The 14,974-nt window shown below is 55.2% G+C and carries 19 protein-coding genes; 12 read left to right on the top strand and 7 right to left on the bottom strand.

What is annotated here, in order from left to right; all coding sequences use genetic code 11:
* The first annotated feature begins 400 nt into the window (after positions 1-400).
* The 8 genes from NP77_RS12000 to NP77_RS11965 all read left to right on the top strand — a co-directional run bounded on the left by NP77_RS12000 (position 401) and on the right by NP77_RS11965 (position 5,734).
* Complete coding sequence (locus NP77_RS12000; protein ID WP_039660274.1) at positions 401-1,381, top strand: 6-phosphofructokinase; 981 nt, start codon at positions 401-403, stop codon at positions 1,379-1,381.
* 9 nt (positions 1,382-1,390) lie between these two features.
* Positions 1,391-1,705, top strand: coding sequence for a PTS sugar transporter subunit IIB (locus NP77_RS11995; protein ID WP_003853506.1), 315 nt, complete (start codon positions 1,391-1,393; stop codon positions 1,703-1,705).
* Positions 1,698-3,065 (top strand): PTS sugar transporter subunit IIC, encoded by a 1,368-nt coding sequence (locus tag NP77_RS11990; RefSeq protein ID WP_008925155.1) that lies wholly within the window; start codon positions 1,698-1,700, stop codon positions 3,063-3,065. The genes NP77_RS11995 and NP77_RS11990 overlap by 8 nt, the downstream gene beginning before the upstream one ends.
* Positions 3,052-3,894, top strand: a complete 843-nt coding sequence (locus tag NP77_RS11985) for a class II fructose-bisphosphate aldolase (protein ID WP_003853511.1) — start codon at positions 3,052-3,054, stop codon at positions 3,892-3,894. The genes NP77_RS11990 and NP77_RS11985 overlap by 14 nt, the downstream gene beginning before the upstream one ends.
* 94 nt (positions 3,895-3,988) lie before the next feature.
* Positions 3,989-4,258 carry a hypothetical protein gene (locus NP77_RS11980; RefSeq protein ID WP_003853512.1) on the top strand — a complete coding sequence of 90 codons (270 nt, stop codon included), beginning with the start codon at positions 3,989-3,991 and terminating at the stop codon, positions 4,256-4,258.
* 9 nt (positions 4,259-4,267) lie between these two features.
* On the top strand, positions 4,268-4,705 hold the full coding sequence (locus NP77_RS11975; RefSeq protein ID WP_003853514.1) for a PTS sugar transporter subunit IIA: 438 nt from the start codon (positions 4,268-4,270) through the stop codon (positions 4,703-4,705).
* Complete coding sequence (locus tag NP77_RS11970) at positions 4,702-5,325, top strand: AAA family ATPase (RefSeq protein WP_003853517.1); 624 nt, start codon at positions 4,702-4,704, stop codon at positions 5,323-5,325. The genes NP77_RS11975 and NP77_RS11970 overlap by 4 nt, the downstream gene beginning before the upstream one ends.
* The gene (locus NP77_RS11965) at positions 5,294-5,734 is read left to right on the top strand and encodes a thiol-disulfide oxidoreductase DCC family protein (RefSeq protein ID WP_039660273.1); all 441 of its coding nucleotides are present in this window, start codon (positions 5,294-5,296) and stop codon (positions 5,732-5,734) included. Before NP77_RS11970 ends, NP77_RS11965 begins: the two co-directional genes overlap by 32 nt.
* 48 nt (positions 5,735-5,782) lie before the next feature.
* On the opposite strand, the gene NP77_RS11960 is transcribed toward NP77_RS11965, so the two are convergent.
* Positions 5,783-6,718 carry a zinc-binding alcohol dehydrogenase family protein gene (locus NP77_RS11960; protein WP_039660271.1) on the bottom strand — a complete coding sequence of 312 codons (936 nt, stop codon included), beginning with the start codon at positions 6,716-6,718 and terminating at the stop codon, positions 5,783-5,785.
* Between the two features lie 73 nt (positions 6,719-6,791).
* Here NP77_RS11960 and NP77_RS11955 point away from each other — a divergent pair, with 73 nt between their 5' ends.
* Positions 6,792-7,286, top strand: a complete 495-nt coding sequence (locus NP77_RS11955) for a MarR family winged helix-turn-helix transcriptional regulator (protein WP_039660270.1) — start codon at positions 6,792-6,794, stop codon at positions 7,284-7,286.
* A 14-nt stretch (positions 7,287-7,300) separates the two neighbouring features.
* Positions 7,301-8,200 carry a LysR family transcriptional regulator gene (locus NP77_RS11950; RefSeq protein ID WP_039660268.1) on the top strand — a complete coding sequence of 300 codons (900 nt, stop codon included), beginning with the start codon at positions 7,301-7,303 and terminating at the stop codon, positions 8,198-8,200.
* Here NP77_RS11950 and NP77_RS11945 read toward each other — a convergent pair.
* The gene (locus NP77_RS11945) at positions 8,175-8,984 is read right to left on the bottom strand and encodes a substrate-binding domain-containing protein (RefSeq protein WP_039660267.1); all 810 of its coding nucleotides are present in this window, start codon (positions 8,982-8,984) and stop codon (positions 8,175-8,177) included. The two genes, NP77_RS11950 and NP77_RS11945, sit on opposite strands and share 26 nt — an antisense overlap.
* Before the next feature lie 10 nt (positions 8,985-8,994).
* On the bottom strand, positions 8,995-10,302 hold the full coding sequence (locus NP77_RS11940; RefSeq protein ID WP_304413272.1) for an MFS transporter: 1,308 nt from the start codon (positions 10,300-10,302) through the stop codon (positions 8,995-8,997).
* A gap of 554 nt (positions 10,303-10,856) precedes the next feature.
* Between NP77_RS11940 and NP77_RS11935 the strand changes: the two genes are divergently transcribed.
* The gene (locus tag NP77_RS11935) at positions 10,857-11,750 is read left to right on the top strand and encodes a dihydrodipicolinate synthase family protein (protein ID WP_039660265.1); all 894 of its coding nucleotides are present in this window, start codon (positions 10,857-10,859) and stop codon (positions 11,748-11,750) included.
* Positions 11,751-11,764: 14 nt separating this feature from the next.
* Here the strand turns inward: NP77_RS11935 and NP77_RS11930 are convergent, their stop codons facing one another.
* The 3 genes from NP77_RS11930 to NP77_RS11920 all read right to left on the bottom strand — a co-directional run bounded on the left by NP77_RS11930 (position 11,765) and on the right by NP77_RS11920 (position 13,364).
* The gene (locus NP77_RS11930; protein ID WP_003853536.1) at positions 11,765-12,259 is read right to left on the bottom strand and encodes an ATP-binding protein; all 495 of its coding nucleotides are present in this window, start codon (positions 12,257-12,259) and stop codon (positions 11,765-11,767) included.
* Between the two features lie 270 nt (positions 12,260-12,529).
* Complete coding sequence (locus tag NP77_RS11925; protein WP_008925164.1) at positions 12,530-12,769, bottom strand: hypothetical protein; 240 nt, start codon at positions 12,767-12,769, stop codon at positions 12,530-12,532.
* Between the two features lie 265 nt (positions 12,770-13,034).
* Positions 13,035-13,364 (bottom strand): cupin domain-containing protein, encoded by a 330-nt coding sequence (locus NP77_RS11920; protein ID WP_008925165.1) that lies wholly within the window; start codon positions 13,362-13,364, stop codon positions 13,035-13,037.
* Positions 13,365-13,503: 139 nt separating this feature from the next.
* Between NP77_RS11920 and NP77_RS11915 the strand changes: the two genes are divergently transcribed.
* A complete protein-coding gene (locus NP77_RS11915; protein WP_003853539.1) occupies positions 13,504-14,142 on the top strand; it encodes an RpiB/LacA/LacB family sugar-phosphate isomerase in 639 nt (212 codons plus the stop codon).
* A gap of 66 nt (positions 14,143-14,208) precedes the next feature.
* Here NP77_RS11915 and NP77_RS11910 read toward each other — a convergent pair whose 3' ends face one another.
* Positions 14,209-14,973 carry an ABC transporter ATP-binding protein gene (locus NP77_RS11910; RefSeq protein WP_039660263.1) on the bottom strand — a complete coding sequence of 255 codons (765 nt, stop codon included), beginning with the start codon at positions 14,971-14,973 and terminating at the stop codon, positions 14,209-14,211.
* Position 14,974: the final 1 nt, after the last annotated feature.

Genomic DNA, 14,974 nt, shown 5'->3' with positions numbered 1-14,974 from the left:
TTCCTTTCCTGCCTCTCCTGAAATATTCCCTTTTTTACGTGCACTGAATAATCCAGCCCTCCCGATAAAAACTATTTTAATCGCCTGAACCGGGCCAGAACCGGGAAAAATGAGGTGAAAGTCACAAATTCGCAATGCCATTTTTATGCCCGATCATTCGTTATTCTGTTGGCCAAATCAAAAACCTGTTCGGCAACCTAAGCTGATGATTTGTATTGATTCGTCCGTGAAGTAATAAGTTGGAATAGAGTGACTCAGCTCACAAATAAAGGCCTTAAGCTACTGCTGTCAACACGCCTGCCCGAAAAATACCGCGCGTAACTGTGATCTCCTCTGCAAATAGCAACCCCGTGAACCGGAAGAATGGCCCTCAGCAGAGTAAGCCAGCGGGGTGAGGGAAATGCGCATTGGAATGGTGATCAGTGGCGGGGATGTCACCGGAATAAATAACTTTGTCTTCCAGATAGGGCGTCTCGCGCAGGCTGAGATGGTGATATTTGACGGCGGCATTCCCGGCCTTCTGGCAAATAACCATCGTGATATCAGCCAGCGCGATCTGCTCGACTTTGCCATCGCCCCGATTCCGGTGATGCAGTCCGGAAGGACGCAAAAGAAACTGGTGCGCAGCGAATATGATTTAATTGCGCGCCAGCTTAAAAGCGCACGTATTGACGTATTAATCATGGCAGGCGGTGACGGATCGCTGCAGTTTCTCCACATCCTGTCGGAGTCTGGCGTTAATTGTTTCGGCGTCGGTATGACCATCGACAATGATGTCTTCGGCAGTGATTACACGCTGGGATTTTCTACCGCCTGCGAGCAGGTATTAAAAGAGGTCGCAAAACTGCGTAATACCGGGCGCGCCTTACCGGGCCGGGTTTTTATGCTGGAGTTACTCGGCGGCTATTGCGGCGAATTAACGCTGCAATCGGCGATTAAATCCAATGCGGATATCGCCCTGATTCCGGAGTGCCAGATTCCTTTGCCACAACTGGCGCAGCGTATTACCGGACGGCTGGCCGAACAGAACAGCGTGGTCATCCTCTGTTCAGAAGGCTACACCCGTGAATATTCGCCCGGTTTTCAGGGGGCGATCGACACCTTAATCAAACAGCTTGAGCCGCTTATTGGCGTACGCATCCGTAAAACTATTCTCGGTTACGGACTGCGCAATGGTGATCCCACCTGCGAAGAAATTTATCAGGGCACCATTATGGCCAGTGAAGTGGTGCGTTGTATTCAGTCAGGCATGCGGAATAAAGCGGTCATTATTAATGGCAGCAATAAACCGATCCCGATTGATTTAATAAGCATGCAAAAACGCCTGGTCGATATTGACGGGCACCATTACAAACTCGCTAAACAACTCAATATAGTGTGAGGAAAAACCATGCTGAAAATATTATGTGTCTGTGGTTGTGGATTAGGATCCAGTTTTGCGATTGAGATGAGCGCAAAAGCAGTATTAAAAAAACTGGAAATTGAGGCCGATATCGATCACACCACCATTTCAGAAGCGAATGCATTTAAGTCAGATATGATCCTGACGCAAAAAGCCTTTGCCGATGTATTAAATGCCGACGCCAGTCCGGAGCAGATTAAACGGGTCATTATTCTTAACCGGCTCACCGATAAAGTGGAAATAGAGCAGAAGATCCTGGCCTTTTTAAAAGAACGTAACGAGAAGGTCGCTGCCCATGAATAGTGTGATCGACTTCCTGGTAAAAGATCTGCTGGGGCAGGCCTCAATTCTGATCGCGTTTATTGCGCTGATTGGTCTGCTGCTGCAGAAGAAATCAGCAGGCAAGGTGGTGGAAGGCACCTTTAAAACCCTGCTCGGCTTTTTAATTATGATGGCGGGTATCAATATTATTGTGGGGACGCTGACGTTCCTCAATACCATTTTTACCCACGGCTTTGGTATGCGCGGCTATATCACCGATGTAGCCGCTATCGCCGGACTGGCTAACCGTGAGCTGGGATCTGAAGTGGCGCTGACGCTGCTGGTGATCTTTATCGTCAATATCATCATCGCGCGGCTGACACCGTTTAAGTACATCTTCCTGACGGGCCAGGCCCTGCTGTGGATGGCGACGATTGGCGCTGTCATCGGCTACAAAGCGGGGCTGACTGGCCTGCCGCTGATCCTGACCGGCGGCATCTTCGGCGGGATCATGGCGGTCGTGATGCCCGCGCTGGCACAGCCGGTGGTGCGGCGTATCACCGACTCCGACGATGTGGCGCTGGGTCACTTCTGCACCATTGGCTATCTGGTCACGGCGGCGGTCGCCAAAGTGGTGGGCAAAGGATCGCGCTCCACCGAAGACCTGAAGCTGCCCGATAACTTTAAGTTTCTGCAGGATACCTATCTGTCGATGGCGCTGGTGATGGTGCCGATGTACCTGATCCCCGCCGTGGCGGCCGGTCCGGCATTCATTGCCCAGTACAGCAACGGCATGAACTACCTGATGTACGCCTTTATGCAGTCGATTCAGTTCGTGGCCGGGGTCTTTGTGCTCTACAGCGGTGTCCGCCTGCTGCTCAACGAGCTGGTGCCTGCCTTCCGGGGCATCGCCATGCGCGTGGTACCCGATGCCAAACCGGCGCTGGACTGCCCGGTGATGTTTCCTTACGCCCCGAACGCGGTGATTGTCGGCTTCCTCGCCACCACGCTCGGCTCCATCGTTGGCATGCTCGTCTTCCCGATGTTTGGACTGGCGATGATCCTGCCGGGACTGCTGACCAACTTCTTTGCCGGGGGCACCGCCGGGGTCTTTGGTAATGCCATGGGCGGACGACGCGGCGCGATGATCGGCGGCTTCGTCCACGGACTCTTTATCACCATTCTGCCCGCCATCCTGGTGCCAATGCTGGAGAGCTACGGCTTCACCGGCGTGACCTTCAGTGACTCGGACGTCATCAGTACCGGCCTGGTGCTCGGCCACGCCTTCCAGAATAACTGGCTGTTCGTCGCCCTGTTTATTGCTTTTGTTACCGCGCTTGCCTGGTTTGTTAACGGCAAATCCACCAAACCTCAAGAGGAAAAAATCCATGAAACTTTATAATTTCGCCGACCTGTTAAAGCTGGCTAAACAGCGTGACTTTAAAGCGGTGGGTTCTTTTAATCTTCACTGCCTGGAAATGTTGCCCGCTTATTTTAAAGCGGCAGAGAAGACCAACAGTCCCTTAATGATTCAGATCTCCACCGGCACGGCGAAATATCTCGGTCATAAGTTGCTGGTCGATGCCATTAAATCGCTGTCGGAGAGTATGAATGTGCCGACCTGTTTGCATCTCGATCACTGTTCCGATTTAGCGGCGATTCAGACGGCGATAGATGCCGGATTCAGTTCCGTGATGTATGACGGGTCACATCTGCCGATTGAAGAGAATATTGCCAATACCCGCCGGGTGATTGATATGGCGCGTCCGCATAATGTTTCAGTTGAAGCGGAACTGGGTGCGATTGGCGGTTCGGAAGATGGTAAATGTGTGGAGATGGAGGCGATCGCGTTTACGCCGGTGGAAGATGCACGCCGTTTCGTTGAAGAGACCGGCGTTGATATGCTGGCAATCTCAATCGGCACCGTACATGGCCTTTACACCGGGAAGGCGCATATTCAGCATCAGCGCCTGGCGGATATTACGGCGGCAACCCACACGCCACTGGTGCTGCACGGTGGCACCGGCGTCAGCGATGAAGATATGCGACTGGCGGTAAGCAGCGGGATTGAGAAGGTCAATGTCGGCACCGAAATGAATGTGCAGTGGGTGGCGCAGTGCAAATCGACCTTTGAGAAAGGCAAGGTCAATGACAGCGTGCGTAATTTCCTGGTGCCCGCCAATGATGCAGTGACCAATGTGCTGGTAGAGAAGATGCAGTTATTCCGTTAATTACCCGCGTCGCCATCACCGAATTATTGCGTTAAACGTTTTTATCATCACTATTAATCTGAGACACCCCGGCATATAGGGGGCAGGAGAGCCTATGTTTGGATTCTTAAAAAAGTCTCCGGCTGCGGAACAACCCAGCGAGCAGCAGCAGGATCATCTGGCGGAAGTCAGTCGCGAGAAAATAACGCAACTGGAGCAGCAGCTCGCAATTAATCCGCGTGATGGTGAAACGCAAAAACAATTAATGCTGGAATATAACCGGGCATTAAGTTTATTTGCGAAAAGCCGTCGCTATCGTAATGAAATTGATGCGCTGTTTGTCAAAATCGATGAATTACGCAATGTGGTTCGCCAGTCGATTTAAGGAGAGCTGATGACGATTAAGCAGTTATTGCAAGAGGCCAACGCCATTCAGATTGGCATCGACGCCACGGACTGGCGTCAGGTTATCGCGCTGGCCGCCGAACCGCTGGTTAGCGGCGGCTATCTCAATGCCACCTATCCGGATGCGGTGATCGCGAACACCCTGGCCCATGGGGCGTATTATGTGTTTGAGGAGGGAATTGCCATTCCTCATGCACGGCCGGAAGCGGGGGTGATCCGCGACTGTTTCAGTATGATCCTGCTGAATGAACCGATCTCGTTTGAGGGCAGTGATAAAGCGGACATTGTGATTATGTTTGGCGCGCGCGACAGCAACGCCCACATTGAAGAGGGGATCCGCGCGATTGTGTCGCTGCTGGAGGATGAGGAGACGCTGGTCCGTTTACGTCGGGCCAGCAGTGTCGCGGAGGTTATTGATATCCTATGACACAAAACATCCCCCCTAAACGCGTGGTGCTGGTTAACGGCATTCCGGCATCGGGTAAGAGCACCCTGACGCACGCGCTATCACAACACTTTGGCTGGCCTGTGCTGACGCTGGACAGCCTGAAAGAGCCTTTTATGCACGCTTTTGCGCCGGTCGATCGGCAGCGTAACCGGCAACTGGGCTGCGCGGCCTATCAGGCGATCTGGAACATCGTCGAACAGGCACCCGCCAGTCAGGTCTGGCTGATCGATGCCTGGTTTGGTTTTCAGCCGCGCGCGCTGCTGGAGCAGGGACTGCAACAGGCGGGCGTCGAAGAGGTGCTTGAGCTGTGGCTGAAGATTGAACCGGAGGTGGCGGTGGCGCGCTATCAGGCGCGACTGACCCAGCGACTGCCGGGGCATCCAGGCGCTGAGTACCTGCCTGAACTTCATCAGCTGGCACAACAGGCCAGGCCAATGACGCTGGGGCCGTTGTTTGAGGTGGATGCCTGCGCCCAGGATCACGCTGCCGTTATCCACTGGCTGCAACAGCAACTGACCAGAACCCGCTACACTTCAGCTCATCATCAGAGGAGTGAGGAGTTGCAGGATGTCGTCGCCCCCGTATCTGCAAACCGGTGAAAGCGCCGTGCTTTATGATGGCGTCTGTAAGCTGTGTAACGGTTGGGTTCAGTTTCTGCTGCGCCACCATCTGGCGCGGCAGGTCCGTTTTGCCTCGGTGCAGAGCGAGCAGGGCAAAGCGTTGCTGCGCTGGGCCGGACTGCCGGAGGAGAATATCACCACCCTTGTCTACATTGACGGTAATCAGCACTGGCTGCGGGCGCAGGCGGTTTTCCGTGTTATGCAGCACCTGCCAGCACCCTGGCGCGGGCTGGCGGTGCTGCGTCACTTTCCGGACGTGATCAGTAACGCGGCTTACGACCGCATCGCGTTAAACCGCTATAAGCTGTTTGGCCGTTACAGTGAGCAGCACGTTCTCACGCCCGATTATCCTGAACGTTTTCTGCATCCGATGCCGTCCGAAGGTTAGTGGCGGCTTGTCCGACAGGCAGGCCCGCGCTGTTGATGCCGCGGGAGACTACAGCGTAAACACTGTTCGACAGCGGCTGTCATCTTCATCCCATGCTGTATCCACCTCAGAAAGAGGCCGTGGTTTAAAAGGCACCGAAAAGCCGTGCTGCCCGGCAGCCTGTAGTAGTTCTGCCAGTGAGTCAATCAGGTCTGCGTTGGATACGCTGCCCAGACCACTCCCCATCAGTGTCAGCCCGGATGCACGCAGCAAATGACTGTGCAAAGGGATCTCCTGTGCGCTGAGTGAGCCAATCTGAACGAAGCGAACGATATGATCACCGCCTCGCACCGCCGCTTCCATGATCGCCAGCGCGCTCTCACCCCAGAGATAATCCAGCACCACATCAATGCCGTCTGCCATCAGGGCAGGAAGTTCAGCGGCCAGAGCATCCAGTGTCATGACGCTGTCTGCGCCCTCATTAAGCAGTTGCTGCAGTATCTCCGGGTTCCGGCCGGTCGCAATAATTTTGCCCGCGCCAAGACTGCGGGCGATGCGAATCGCCAGGCGGCCGGATGTGCCGGTTGCGCCGTTAATCAACACGGTTTCGCCTTTGCGCAGTTCAGCCCGGCGGGTGAGTGCGGCCCATGAAGACATGCCTGGATTGGCAAGCGCGGCGGCGACCACGGGGTCCAGCGCTGGAGGAAGCGGAATGACGCAGCGGGCATTGACCACCACACTTTCCGCCATGCTGCCCGACGCGGTACCAAAGGTCAGAAAGTAAACGGCATCGCCGTTTTCGAGGTAACCGGTGCCGTCAATGCCTGGCACCAGAGGATAGGGCGCAGTGGCGCTGTAATGCGTGCCTGCCGCCCGTGCTTTGACCAGCTGGCTCATGGCGGCGGCTTTCACGCGAACCAGCAGTTGGTTTTCAGCGGGCTGAGGAGTGGGGAAATCTCCATAGTGTGGTTTCTGACCGGCCTGACTAATGATGGCTGCTTTCATAGGTTGCTGTCCTTCTAATAATAAGCAATTAAGTGTAAAGTACACACATTATTCCTGCCTCTGGATGGCGTCAATGAAAAGTGTGCAAAATACACATAAATACGATGCGCTGCACAATTGTCTGCTGACGATTGCTGGCGCGCTTAACCGGCCCCAGCGCGATGTAGCGATGATTAAAGCGGCGGGTATCGACCTCGATCGGGCGCTGTTTCCGCTTCTGGTGCAGGTCAGCCGGTTCGGGCCGATCGGCGTGGGTGAACTGGCCGATCGGGTAGGGCGTGACTACAGCACGGTCAGTCGTCAGGTCGCGAAACTGGAAGAGACCGGACTGGTCCGGCGGCAGAAAAACCGGCAGGACAAAAGAATTAATGAGGCAGCAATCACCCCGGATGGCAGAGAGATGACGGATAAAATCGATGCGCAACGTGTGCAGGTTTATCAGCGCGTCTTCCGGCACTGGCCGGAAAGCGATCGTGAAACGCTGGAACAACTGCTCAGCAGATTCGTGTCCGACTTTGGTCAAACGGAAGGCGATGAAAATGATGAACAAAAGTCTGATGCAGGTTAAGGGAAGAGAAAACCATGCCGGTTAATTTCGATCTCAACGATCTCTACGCCTTTCGCGCGCTGGTGGAGTTTGGTAATTTTCGCCTGGCGGCGGAATCGATCTGCCTTTCACAGTCGGCGCTAAGCCGCCGCATCGATAAGCTGGAAACCACGCTGGGTATTAAGCTGTTTGAGCGGACCACACGCCGCGTCACGCTGACGCTGAAAGGGCATGCGTTTGCTCAGCGTTCGGAAAAGCTGCTGGCCGATTTTGAAGAGGTCATGGCCGATCTGAGTGAGGTGAGCTTAGCCCGCACCGGACTGATTACTGTGGCCTGCGTGCCGTCAGCGGCCTACTATTTCATGCCCAACATCATCCGGCTGTTTCAGGTGCGCTATCCCCGCGTACGCGTGAAACTGATCGACAGCAGTGCGGCTAACGTCTATGACGCGGTGATTGGCGGGCAGGCTGACTTCGGCATCAGTTTTTCCAGCCGCTCGCAGCCGGATGTGCATTTTCAGCCGCTGATGGATGACCCGTACCTGGCGGCCTGCAGGCGAGACCATCCGATAGCAGGCAAAAAGAGCCTGAGCTGGCAGGCGTTTTATCAGCATGAATGGATTGGGCTGGATAAAACCTCCGGCAACCGTAACCTGCTCGATCAGGCGTTACAGGCTGTTATGCCGGAGAAGCCCTGTGTCTGTGAAACCCGGCACGTGACAACTATGCTGGGGATGGTTGAGGCGGGGCTCGGCATTGCTGCCGTCCCCGCCATGTCGCTACCTGGCTACGAGCACGCGCTGCTGACGGCGGTGCCGTTAACCGATCCACCGGTGAAACGCACTGTGGGCCTGCTGCGCAAAAATGGCCGGATACTGTCACATATCGCCAGCGAACTGGAGAACCTGATCATTGAACAGTATCAGCGACTTTAACCGGTTTTGACGCTTTCACGGTGTGCAGGCCGCTGGCGTGGACAGCCTGCTGAGCCTCGGGCGAGGCGAGCCAGTGCAGCAGCTTCGCTGCCTCATCTGGCTGTGCTGACCTGCGCACCACGGCACCGGCAAAACGAGTGGTGTATTGCAGCTTGTCCGGCAGTTCACCAATGAAGGTTACGCCTGAAACAGGCAACAGCTCACTGACCTGCTGAAACCCGATGGCGTATTTACCTTCAGCAACCTGGGAAGCGACCGGGATGCGTTCAACTTCTACCGCCTTGCCTTTAACCTGATCCTCAATGCCCAGCCGTTTGAACAGCTGACTGCTGACATATTTGCCGCTGGCGCTGTCAGAATAGGCGATGGAAGAGGCATTCAGCAGGGCAGTACGCAACTCACTTTCGCTGCCGATTTTAATGGGTGTGGCACCCTTTTTAATGACGGCGCCAATGCGGGAGTCCGCCAGTTCAACCCGTGAGCCTGGCAGCGTCGCGCCCTCTTTTTGCAGATTGCTTAGCGCATCGCCAACCATGATGACCACATCAGCCGGTTCACCGCGTGCCAGCCGGGCTGGAATGGCTTGCGGTGTTTTACCCATTGACGGACCAGCAACGGTGTTGATGGTGATCCCTTCCTGTTTTGCGAATTGTGGCGACAGCGTATCCCACGCCGCTTTAAACCCGCCGGAGATCATTACCGTCAGTTCTTTTGCCTGCGCCGTGGCGCTGCCTGCCACGCTAAACAGCAGGGCAGCATAAATCGACATCGTTTTCAGTTTCATCTTCCGTTCCTCAGCTAACAGTTTCATGGGCAGGCGTGACGGCACTGCGGGTACGACGATAGAGGTAGAGTGTCGCGCCCAGAGCGCAAACTGCCGCAAAACTCATCCAGTAACCTGGCGAGGCTTTATCGCCGGTCATCTCAATCAGGCCGGTTGACATCACCGGGGTAAAACCACCGAACAGCGCTGTTGCCAGGCTGTAGGCCAGTGAGAAGCCCGCAACACGGACTTCCGCGGGCATAATTTCGGTCAGCGCCGGGATCATCGCGCCGTTGTAGAGCCCGTAGATCATCGACAGCCACAGCAGTACACCCAGCATCATCGAAAAGCCTGGTGCCGCCGCCAGCATGCTCAGGGCCGGATAGGTGGTGACGATCGCCAGCAGTGTCATGGCGACCAGTACAGGCTTACGGCCAAAGCGGTCGGAGATCGCGCCGCCAATCGGCAGCCAGCTAAAGTTCGACACTGCTACCAGCAAGGTCACCAGCAGGCTGTCAGAGGCGCTGAGCAGCAGCACTTTTTTGCCAAAGGTCGGCGCATAAACCGTAATCAGGTAAAACGCCGTGGTGGTCATCGCCACCATCAGCATCCCGGCAATCACCACCTGCCAGTTAGCCAGCAGGATGCGGAACACCTGCTTCACATCGGGATGGCTGCGACGGTTGTTGAACGCCTGTGTCTCTTCAAGTTTGCGACGCAATATGAAGATAAACGGCACAATCAGACAGCCAAACAGGAACGGAATACGCCAGCCCCATTCACGGATGGCGCTCTCTTCCAGCACGGCGTTGAGGATAAAGCCCATCGCCGCCGCCACCATAATGGCGACCTGCTGGCTACCCGACTGCCAGCTGGTGTAGAAGCCCTTGCGGCCCGGCGTAGCGATCTCCGCCAGATAGACCGACACGCCGCCCAGCTCCGCGCCGGCGGAGAAGCCCTGTAACAACCGACCGATCAGCACCAGCATCGGCGCCCACAGGCCAATGCTCTGGTAGGAGGGGATCAGCACGATCATAAAGGTGCCTGCCGCCATGATGGAGAGCGTGACAATCAGGCCCTTACGGCGACCGACCTTATCGATGTACGCTCCCAGTACCACTGCGCCAATCGGGCGCATCAGGAATCCTGCGCCGAACACGGCAAAGGTCATCATCAGTGAGGCGAACTCACTGCTGGCCGGGAAAAAGGTATGGGCGATGTAAGTGGCATAGAAACCAAACAGGAAGAAATCGAACTGTTCGAGGAAATTGCCGGAGGTAACACGAAATATGGCGCCAATCCTGGCGCGATGAGTCATGGGTGAGGTCGTTTGCATCAGTAACTCCAGTAAGGTTTGACGCTTTTTGCCGCGCCTGTTACTGAAGAGTGGATCAGCGCCCGTCGCTAAATAAGTGCAAAAAAGGCATTGATTGATGTGTGGGGAACATGATTTCTGGGGGTTATCATATAAAACCTATTTTATTCAGCAAGTTGAAGCGGATGGCTGTTTTTCTGCTCGTGTTAACGTGCGTGAGATAAGTTTGCGGAATTGTGACGGATTTCATATGCGTGTTACCGTCTAAAACGGAGATTCTGGCGTGACCAGAGGTCAGCGATGCTGGGGGCAAAGAGGTTCAGGACCGAGGTGGCGTGGAGGCATCAGGCAACGGTGATGTCGAAAAACGTACGTAGAGTTGCAGGTAGCGCATCTGATGTTCGGGTCGTGCCTCGGCTTCAAACAGTACGGCAATCATCGCTATTTCCTTTGGGTAAGATCAAAAAGGGCTGTAGCGCAAAAATAGCGGGCGGGGCAAAGCCATGCTTCGGCCAGTGACGAAATATGACTGTACAGGTGATAACCAGCCCGAACAGTCTCATGATGGAGCAAAGCGTATGTTCAGCGGACTCAGTGCCTTTCCCCTTACTCCTTTTGCCGATGGCAAACCCGATGAAGCGGCCTTTCTTCGGATCCTGCGCAGGCTGACGGAGGCAAAAGTCGATTCTCTGGGCGTGCTGGGGTCCACCGGCAGCTACGCCTGGCTGACACGGGCACAGCGCAGGCGCATTGCTGAGCGGGCCGTTGAAAATGCGGAGGCGATTCCAGTGATGATCTGCATTGGCGCGATAAATACTGATGAGGTGCTGGCGCTGGCAGAGGATGCGCAGCAGGCGGGCGCAGCCGCTTTACTGCTGCCACCGCTGGGGTATCAGACGTTGAAAGAAGATGAGGTGTTTACGCTGTTTGAAACCGTGACGCGACACGCCTCGGTGCCAGTCTGCATTTATGACAATCCGCGCACCACCCATTTTACGTTCTCCGATGCGTTACTGAGCCGGATTGCCTCACTTCCCGGTATCGGGTCGGTAAAAATTCCCGGTGTTCCGGCGGCGCAATCGGCAGCAAATGATCGCCTGGCCCAACTGCGCGACATACTGCCTGCTTCCGTGTCGGTTGGCATCAGCGGCGACGCGTCTGCTGCCAATGCGTTGATTGCAGGCTGTGATGGCTGGTATTCCGTGTGCGGCGGGCTGTTCCCACGTGTCGCGAAAGCAATGACCGACGCAGCAGCAGCAGGTGATCATGAGAGCGTCAGGGCGCAGTCGGAGCGCCTGCAGCCTTTGTGGTCGCTGTTCCGCCAGCACGGCGGCAGCTTCAGGGTGATGAATGCCGCAGCAGGTCTGCAGGGACTGACGGCACGCGACTGCCTGCCGCGTCCGCTGTTGCCACTCTCTGATGCGGATAACCAGCAGATTGCTGAGGTGCTTGCGGCACTCGATCTCTCGTAAATTTGCAGAAGATGTTAACTGTGCCGCACCAGGTTAAAGCCTTCCTCCTCCTGCGGCGGTTCAAAATAGCGGGTAATCAGCGTGAACTGCTCGTCCGTGGCGGCAAAGGCGTGTTCGCCGCTCTGATTACGGGCGTGCAGACGCGCTTTACACAGCGCGTCCGGCACATCCAGGTAATGCATGCGATGGTCGGCAGAGGATGCCTCAATCACCGAGCGCATCCAGTCACGATTCCCCCGGGTGTTGGCCGGAAAATCGAGCACAACCGATACGCCTGCGTTAAGCAATGCGACCAGATGCGGCGTCATCGCCTTCCTGAGCTTTGCCGCAACACGCACGTAATCAGCCACCGATTGCATCTCATCCTTATAGAGTGCGGCCAGCCACTGATCTTCGCTGATCACTACGCAACCGGGCGCAGCACCCAGCTGTGCTGCCAGCGTCGATTTCCCGGACGCTATTTTTCCACACAGCAGATGCAGCGTGGCGGAGAAAGAGGTCATGGTCATAGCACGCCTGTGGAACCTGATAATAAATCGGGAAGATTCAGGCTAACAAAAGAGTTGAAAGAGAAGCAATGAGAGTCGTCGGGTCGGTTTAACAAGGTCGTACACGTATATCAGCTATCAGCTATCAATATTCGCGTCGGTGTAAATTACGGTGCAAAAAAGCGGCAGCTTTTCAGCAGAGGTGACGCGCCTGAACGGGGAAATACGGTCAGGCGGGTTTTCGTGGTAATGCCCGGTGTTGAATCTGTGCTGAACAGCCAGCCACAGACTTCATTTTTGGGCCATCAGCAACGTCAGCAGTTCACGGCAACAGGCTTCTTCTTCAGCACTGTCCGCAGAGGCCAGATGACGCAGTAACTCCATACAGCTTTTTTCCTTGCCCGCTTCCAGTAACTCTTCGATTAGAAAATTAAGTTTATCCTGCTCAGATGCAGCAAAGGATGAACGGAACTCACTATTAACCGGCGCGTTGTGATTCAGCGGCAAGGTAAGGGTGTTTTGCATCGGCATATTATTATCCTTTTACGGGTTAAAAAACGAACTGGCGTTGTCATTAAACTTATACAACGATCTTCATTTTGTACAGAAGTGAGCCCGAATGATTTTTTACAGGAAGCTAAGCGCAGCGCGGCCTGAGGGGAAACTGTGGTGAATCATTCAGTTAGCTGGGAAGGGAATGGTGGAAAAATTGTACGCGTTTTAAGTCAAATTTTTCGTGCAGGCAAAATGGGCATTCATGCGGCAGTTCATGAGGCGGCCCGCCGGGCCGCCTGCACTATTTCGTGGTCAGGAAATCTTCGCGCTGTGGCGTAAAGGTATCCAGCAGCACGCCAGCCTCAAGACAGACACAGCCATGAACCACATTGGGTGCTTTATAGAGTGTGTCCCCAGCGCCAACTTCCCGGGTTTCACTGTTGATGGTGAAGGCAAAGCGTCCGCTCAGCACATAGGTCAGCTGCTCATGGGGATGATGATGTAGCGGACCGATGGCGTCTTTTTCAAAACGCACTTCAACTGCCATCATTGTGCCGCCATGTGCCAGTACGCGGCGGGTCACGCCGTTACCCAGATCTTCCAGTGGTCGCTCTTTGTGGTAGATAAACATCATTGTCCTCACGCAGTCGTGGGCGCTGCAATGGCCGTTTTGTGATGGGCCTCACAGCACCAGGGTGAATTAATCCATGCACTTTAATGGTTTTTCTCTAAAATGAAACGGTGTTTCATTTATTTTACGAGGGTAGATCATGAAAATCGCGTTAATGATGGAAAACAGTCAGGCCGCTAAAAACGTTACCGTGCTGAAAGAACTGGAAGGCGTCGCGCAGCCGCTGGGCCATCAGGTCTTCAACGTCGGGATGAGCGATGAGCAGGATCATCATCTGACCTACATTCACCTCGGCATCCAGGCCAGCGTGCTGCTTAACAGCCAGGCAGTGGATTTTGTCGTTGCGGGCTGTGGCACCGGCCAGGGCGCGCTGATGTCGCTTAACATCCATCCGGGCGTGGTCTGTGGCTACTGTATCGATCCGGCGGATGCTTACCTGTTCGCGCAAATCAACAACGGCAATGCCTTATCTCTGCCATTTGCTAAAGGTTTTGGCTGGGGCGCTGAGCTGAACCTGCGCTTTATCTTTGAAAAAGCGTTCACGGGCGAGAAGGGCAATGGCTATCCGCCAGAGCGCAAAGAGCCGCAGGTGCGAAACGCCGGTCTGCTGAATCAGGTCAAGGCTGCGGTGATCAAAGAGAACTACCTTGATACCCTGCGTGCCATCGATCCTGAACTGGTTCGCACCGCCGTCAGCGGCCCGCGTTTCCAGCAGTGCCTGTTTGAGCATGGCAAAAACCAGGAGATCGTTGCCTTTGTGCGTCAGCTGACCCACTAACGCATTCGATATCACAGGGCCGGTCCAGCCGGCCTTTTTTGATTCTTTTCAGATACCCGCTGATATTCAGCCCGGCTGCGCCAGCGCCGCATGATTGTGGCGACTCGCTTCCACCAGCATCCGCGTATAGGGCATTGCGGCGCGATCGGCCACCAGCGTCGGCACATCCAGCGTCTCCAGCACTTTGCCCTTTTGCATGACGGCTACGCGATGGCAGAGATGCGCCACCACGCCAAGATCGTGCGTCACCATCAGATAAGTCAGGTTCTCCTGCTGCTGCAGATCGCTGAGCAGATTCAGGATCTCTGCCTGCACCGAAACATCCAGTGCGGAGGTCGGCTCATCCAGCAGCAGCACGCGTGGCTCCAGAATCAGCGCCCTGGCAATTGCCACGCGCTGACGCTGACCACCGGATAGCTGGTGGGGATAACGCGTCTGCCAGGCACGGTTCAATCCGACTTTATCCAGCATCGCCACGACCCGCTGCTGACGCTGCCCGATACCCTGAATCTGCAACGGCTCTTCCAGAATGTCGCCCAGCGTGTGACGCGGATGCAGCGAACCGTAAGGGTCCTGAAACACCATCTGCACCTGCCGACAGCGCGCCCGAACGATGTGATGCGCCAGTGGCTGACCATCAATCATCAGCTCTCCCTGCCAGTGAGTGAACAGCCCCGCCAGACACTTCAGCACCGTGGTTTTGCCCGAGCCAGATTCACCGACCAGCCCGAAGATTTCACCCTGATTAACCTGCAGATTTACGTCGAACAGCACCTGATTCCGCGCGCCTTCATCGCCAAAGCTGAGGTTGAGATTTTTTACATTAATCATC

Origin of the sequence: Pantoea sp. MBLJ3, from assembly GCF_000816655.1 — a bacterium.
Taxonomy (GTDB): Bacteria; Pseudomonadota; Gammaproteobacteria; order Enterobacterales; family Enterobacteriaceae; genus Pantoea; species Pantoea eucalypti.
This window is presented reverse-complemented; position numbering and strand designations above follow the sequence as displayed.

Bases quoted from the DNA above. Each gene is read 5' to 3' on its own strand.
- NP77_RS12000 (WP_039660274.1), top strand. From the start codon at position 401: ATGCGCATTGGAATGGTGATCAGTGGCGGGGATGTCACCGGAATAAAT.
- NP77_RS11995 (WP_003853506.1), top strand. From the start codon at position 1,391: ATGCTGAAAATATTATGTGTCTGTGGTTGTGGATTAGGATCCAGTTTT.
- NP77_RS11990 (WP_008925155.1), top strand. From the start codon at position 1,698: ATGAATAGTGTGATCGACTTCCTGGTAAAAGATCTGCTGGGGCAGGCC.
- NP77_RS11985 (WP_003853511.1), top strand. From the start codon at position 3,052: ATGAAACTTTATAATTTCGCCGACCTGTTAAAGCTGGCTAAACAGCGT.
- NP77_RS11980 (WP_003853512.1), top strand. From the start codon at position 3,989: ATGTTTGGATTCTTAAAAAAGTCTCCGGCTGCGGAACAACCCAGCGAG.
- NP77_RS11975 (WP_003853514.1), top strand. From the start codon at position 4,268: ATGACGATTAAGCAGTTATTGCAAGAGGCCAACGCCATTCAGATTGGC.
- NP77_RS11970 (WP_003853517.1), top strand. From the start codon at position 4,702: ATGACACAAAACATCCCCCCTAAACGCGTGGTGCTGGTTAACGGCATT.
- NP77_RS11965 (WP_039660273.1), top strand. From the start codon at position 5,294: ATGTCGTCGCCCCCGTATCTGCAAACCGGTGAAAGCGCCGTGCTTTAT.
- NP77_RS11960 (WP_039660271.1), bottom strand. From the start codon at position 6,718: ATGAAAGCAGCCATCATTAGTCAGGCCGGTCAGAAACCACACTATGGA.
- NP77_RS11955 (WP_039660270.1), top strand. From the start codon at position 6,792: ATGAAAAGTGTGCAAAATACACATAAATACGATGCGCTGCACAATTGT.
- NP77_RS11950 (WP_039660268.1), top strand. From the start codon at position 7,301: ATGCCGGTTAATTTCGATCTCAACGATCTCTACGCCTTTCGCGCGCTG.
- NP77_RS11945 (WP_039660267.1), bottom strand. From the start codon at position 8,984: ATGAAACTGAAAACGATGTCGATTTATGCTGCCCTGCTGTTTAGCGTG.
- NP77_RS11935 (WP_039660265.1), top strand. From the start codon at position 10,857: ATGTTCAGCGGACTCAGTGCCTTTCCCCTTACTCCTTTTGCCGATGGC.
- NP77_RS11930 (WP_003853536.1), bottom strand. From the start codon at position 12,259: ATGACCATGACCTCTTTCTCCGCCACGCTGCATCTGCTGTGTGGAAAA.
- NP77_RS11925 (WP_008925164.1), bottom strand. From the start codon at position 12,769: ATGCCGATGCAAAACACCCTTACCTTGCCGCTGAATCACAACGCGCCG.
- NP77_RS11920 (WP_008925165.1), bottom strand. From the start codon at position 13,364: ATGTTTATCTACCACAAAGAGCGACCACTGGAAGATCTGGGTAACGGC.
- NP77_RS11915 (WP_003853539.1), top strand. From the start codon at position 13,504: ATGAAAATCGCGTTAATGATGGAAAACAGTCAGGCCGCTAAAAACGTT.
- NP77_RS11910 (WP_039660263.1), bottom strand. From the start codon at position 14,973: ATGATTAATGTAAAAAATCTCAACCTCAGCTTTGGCGATGAAGGCGCG.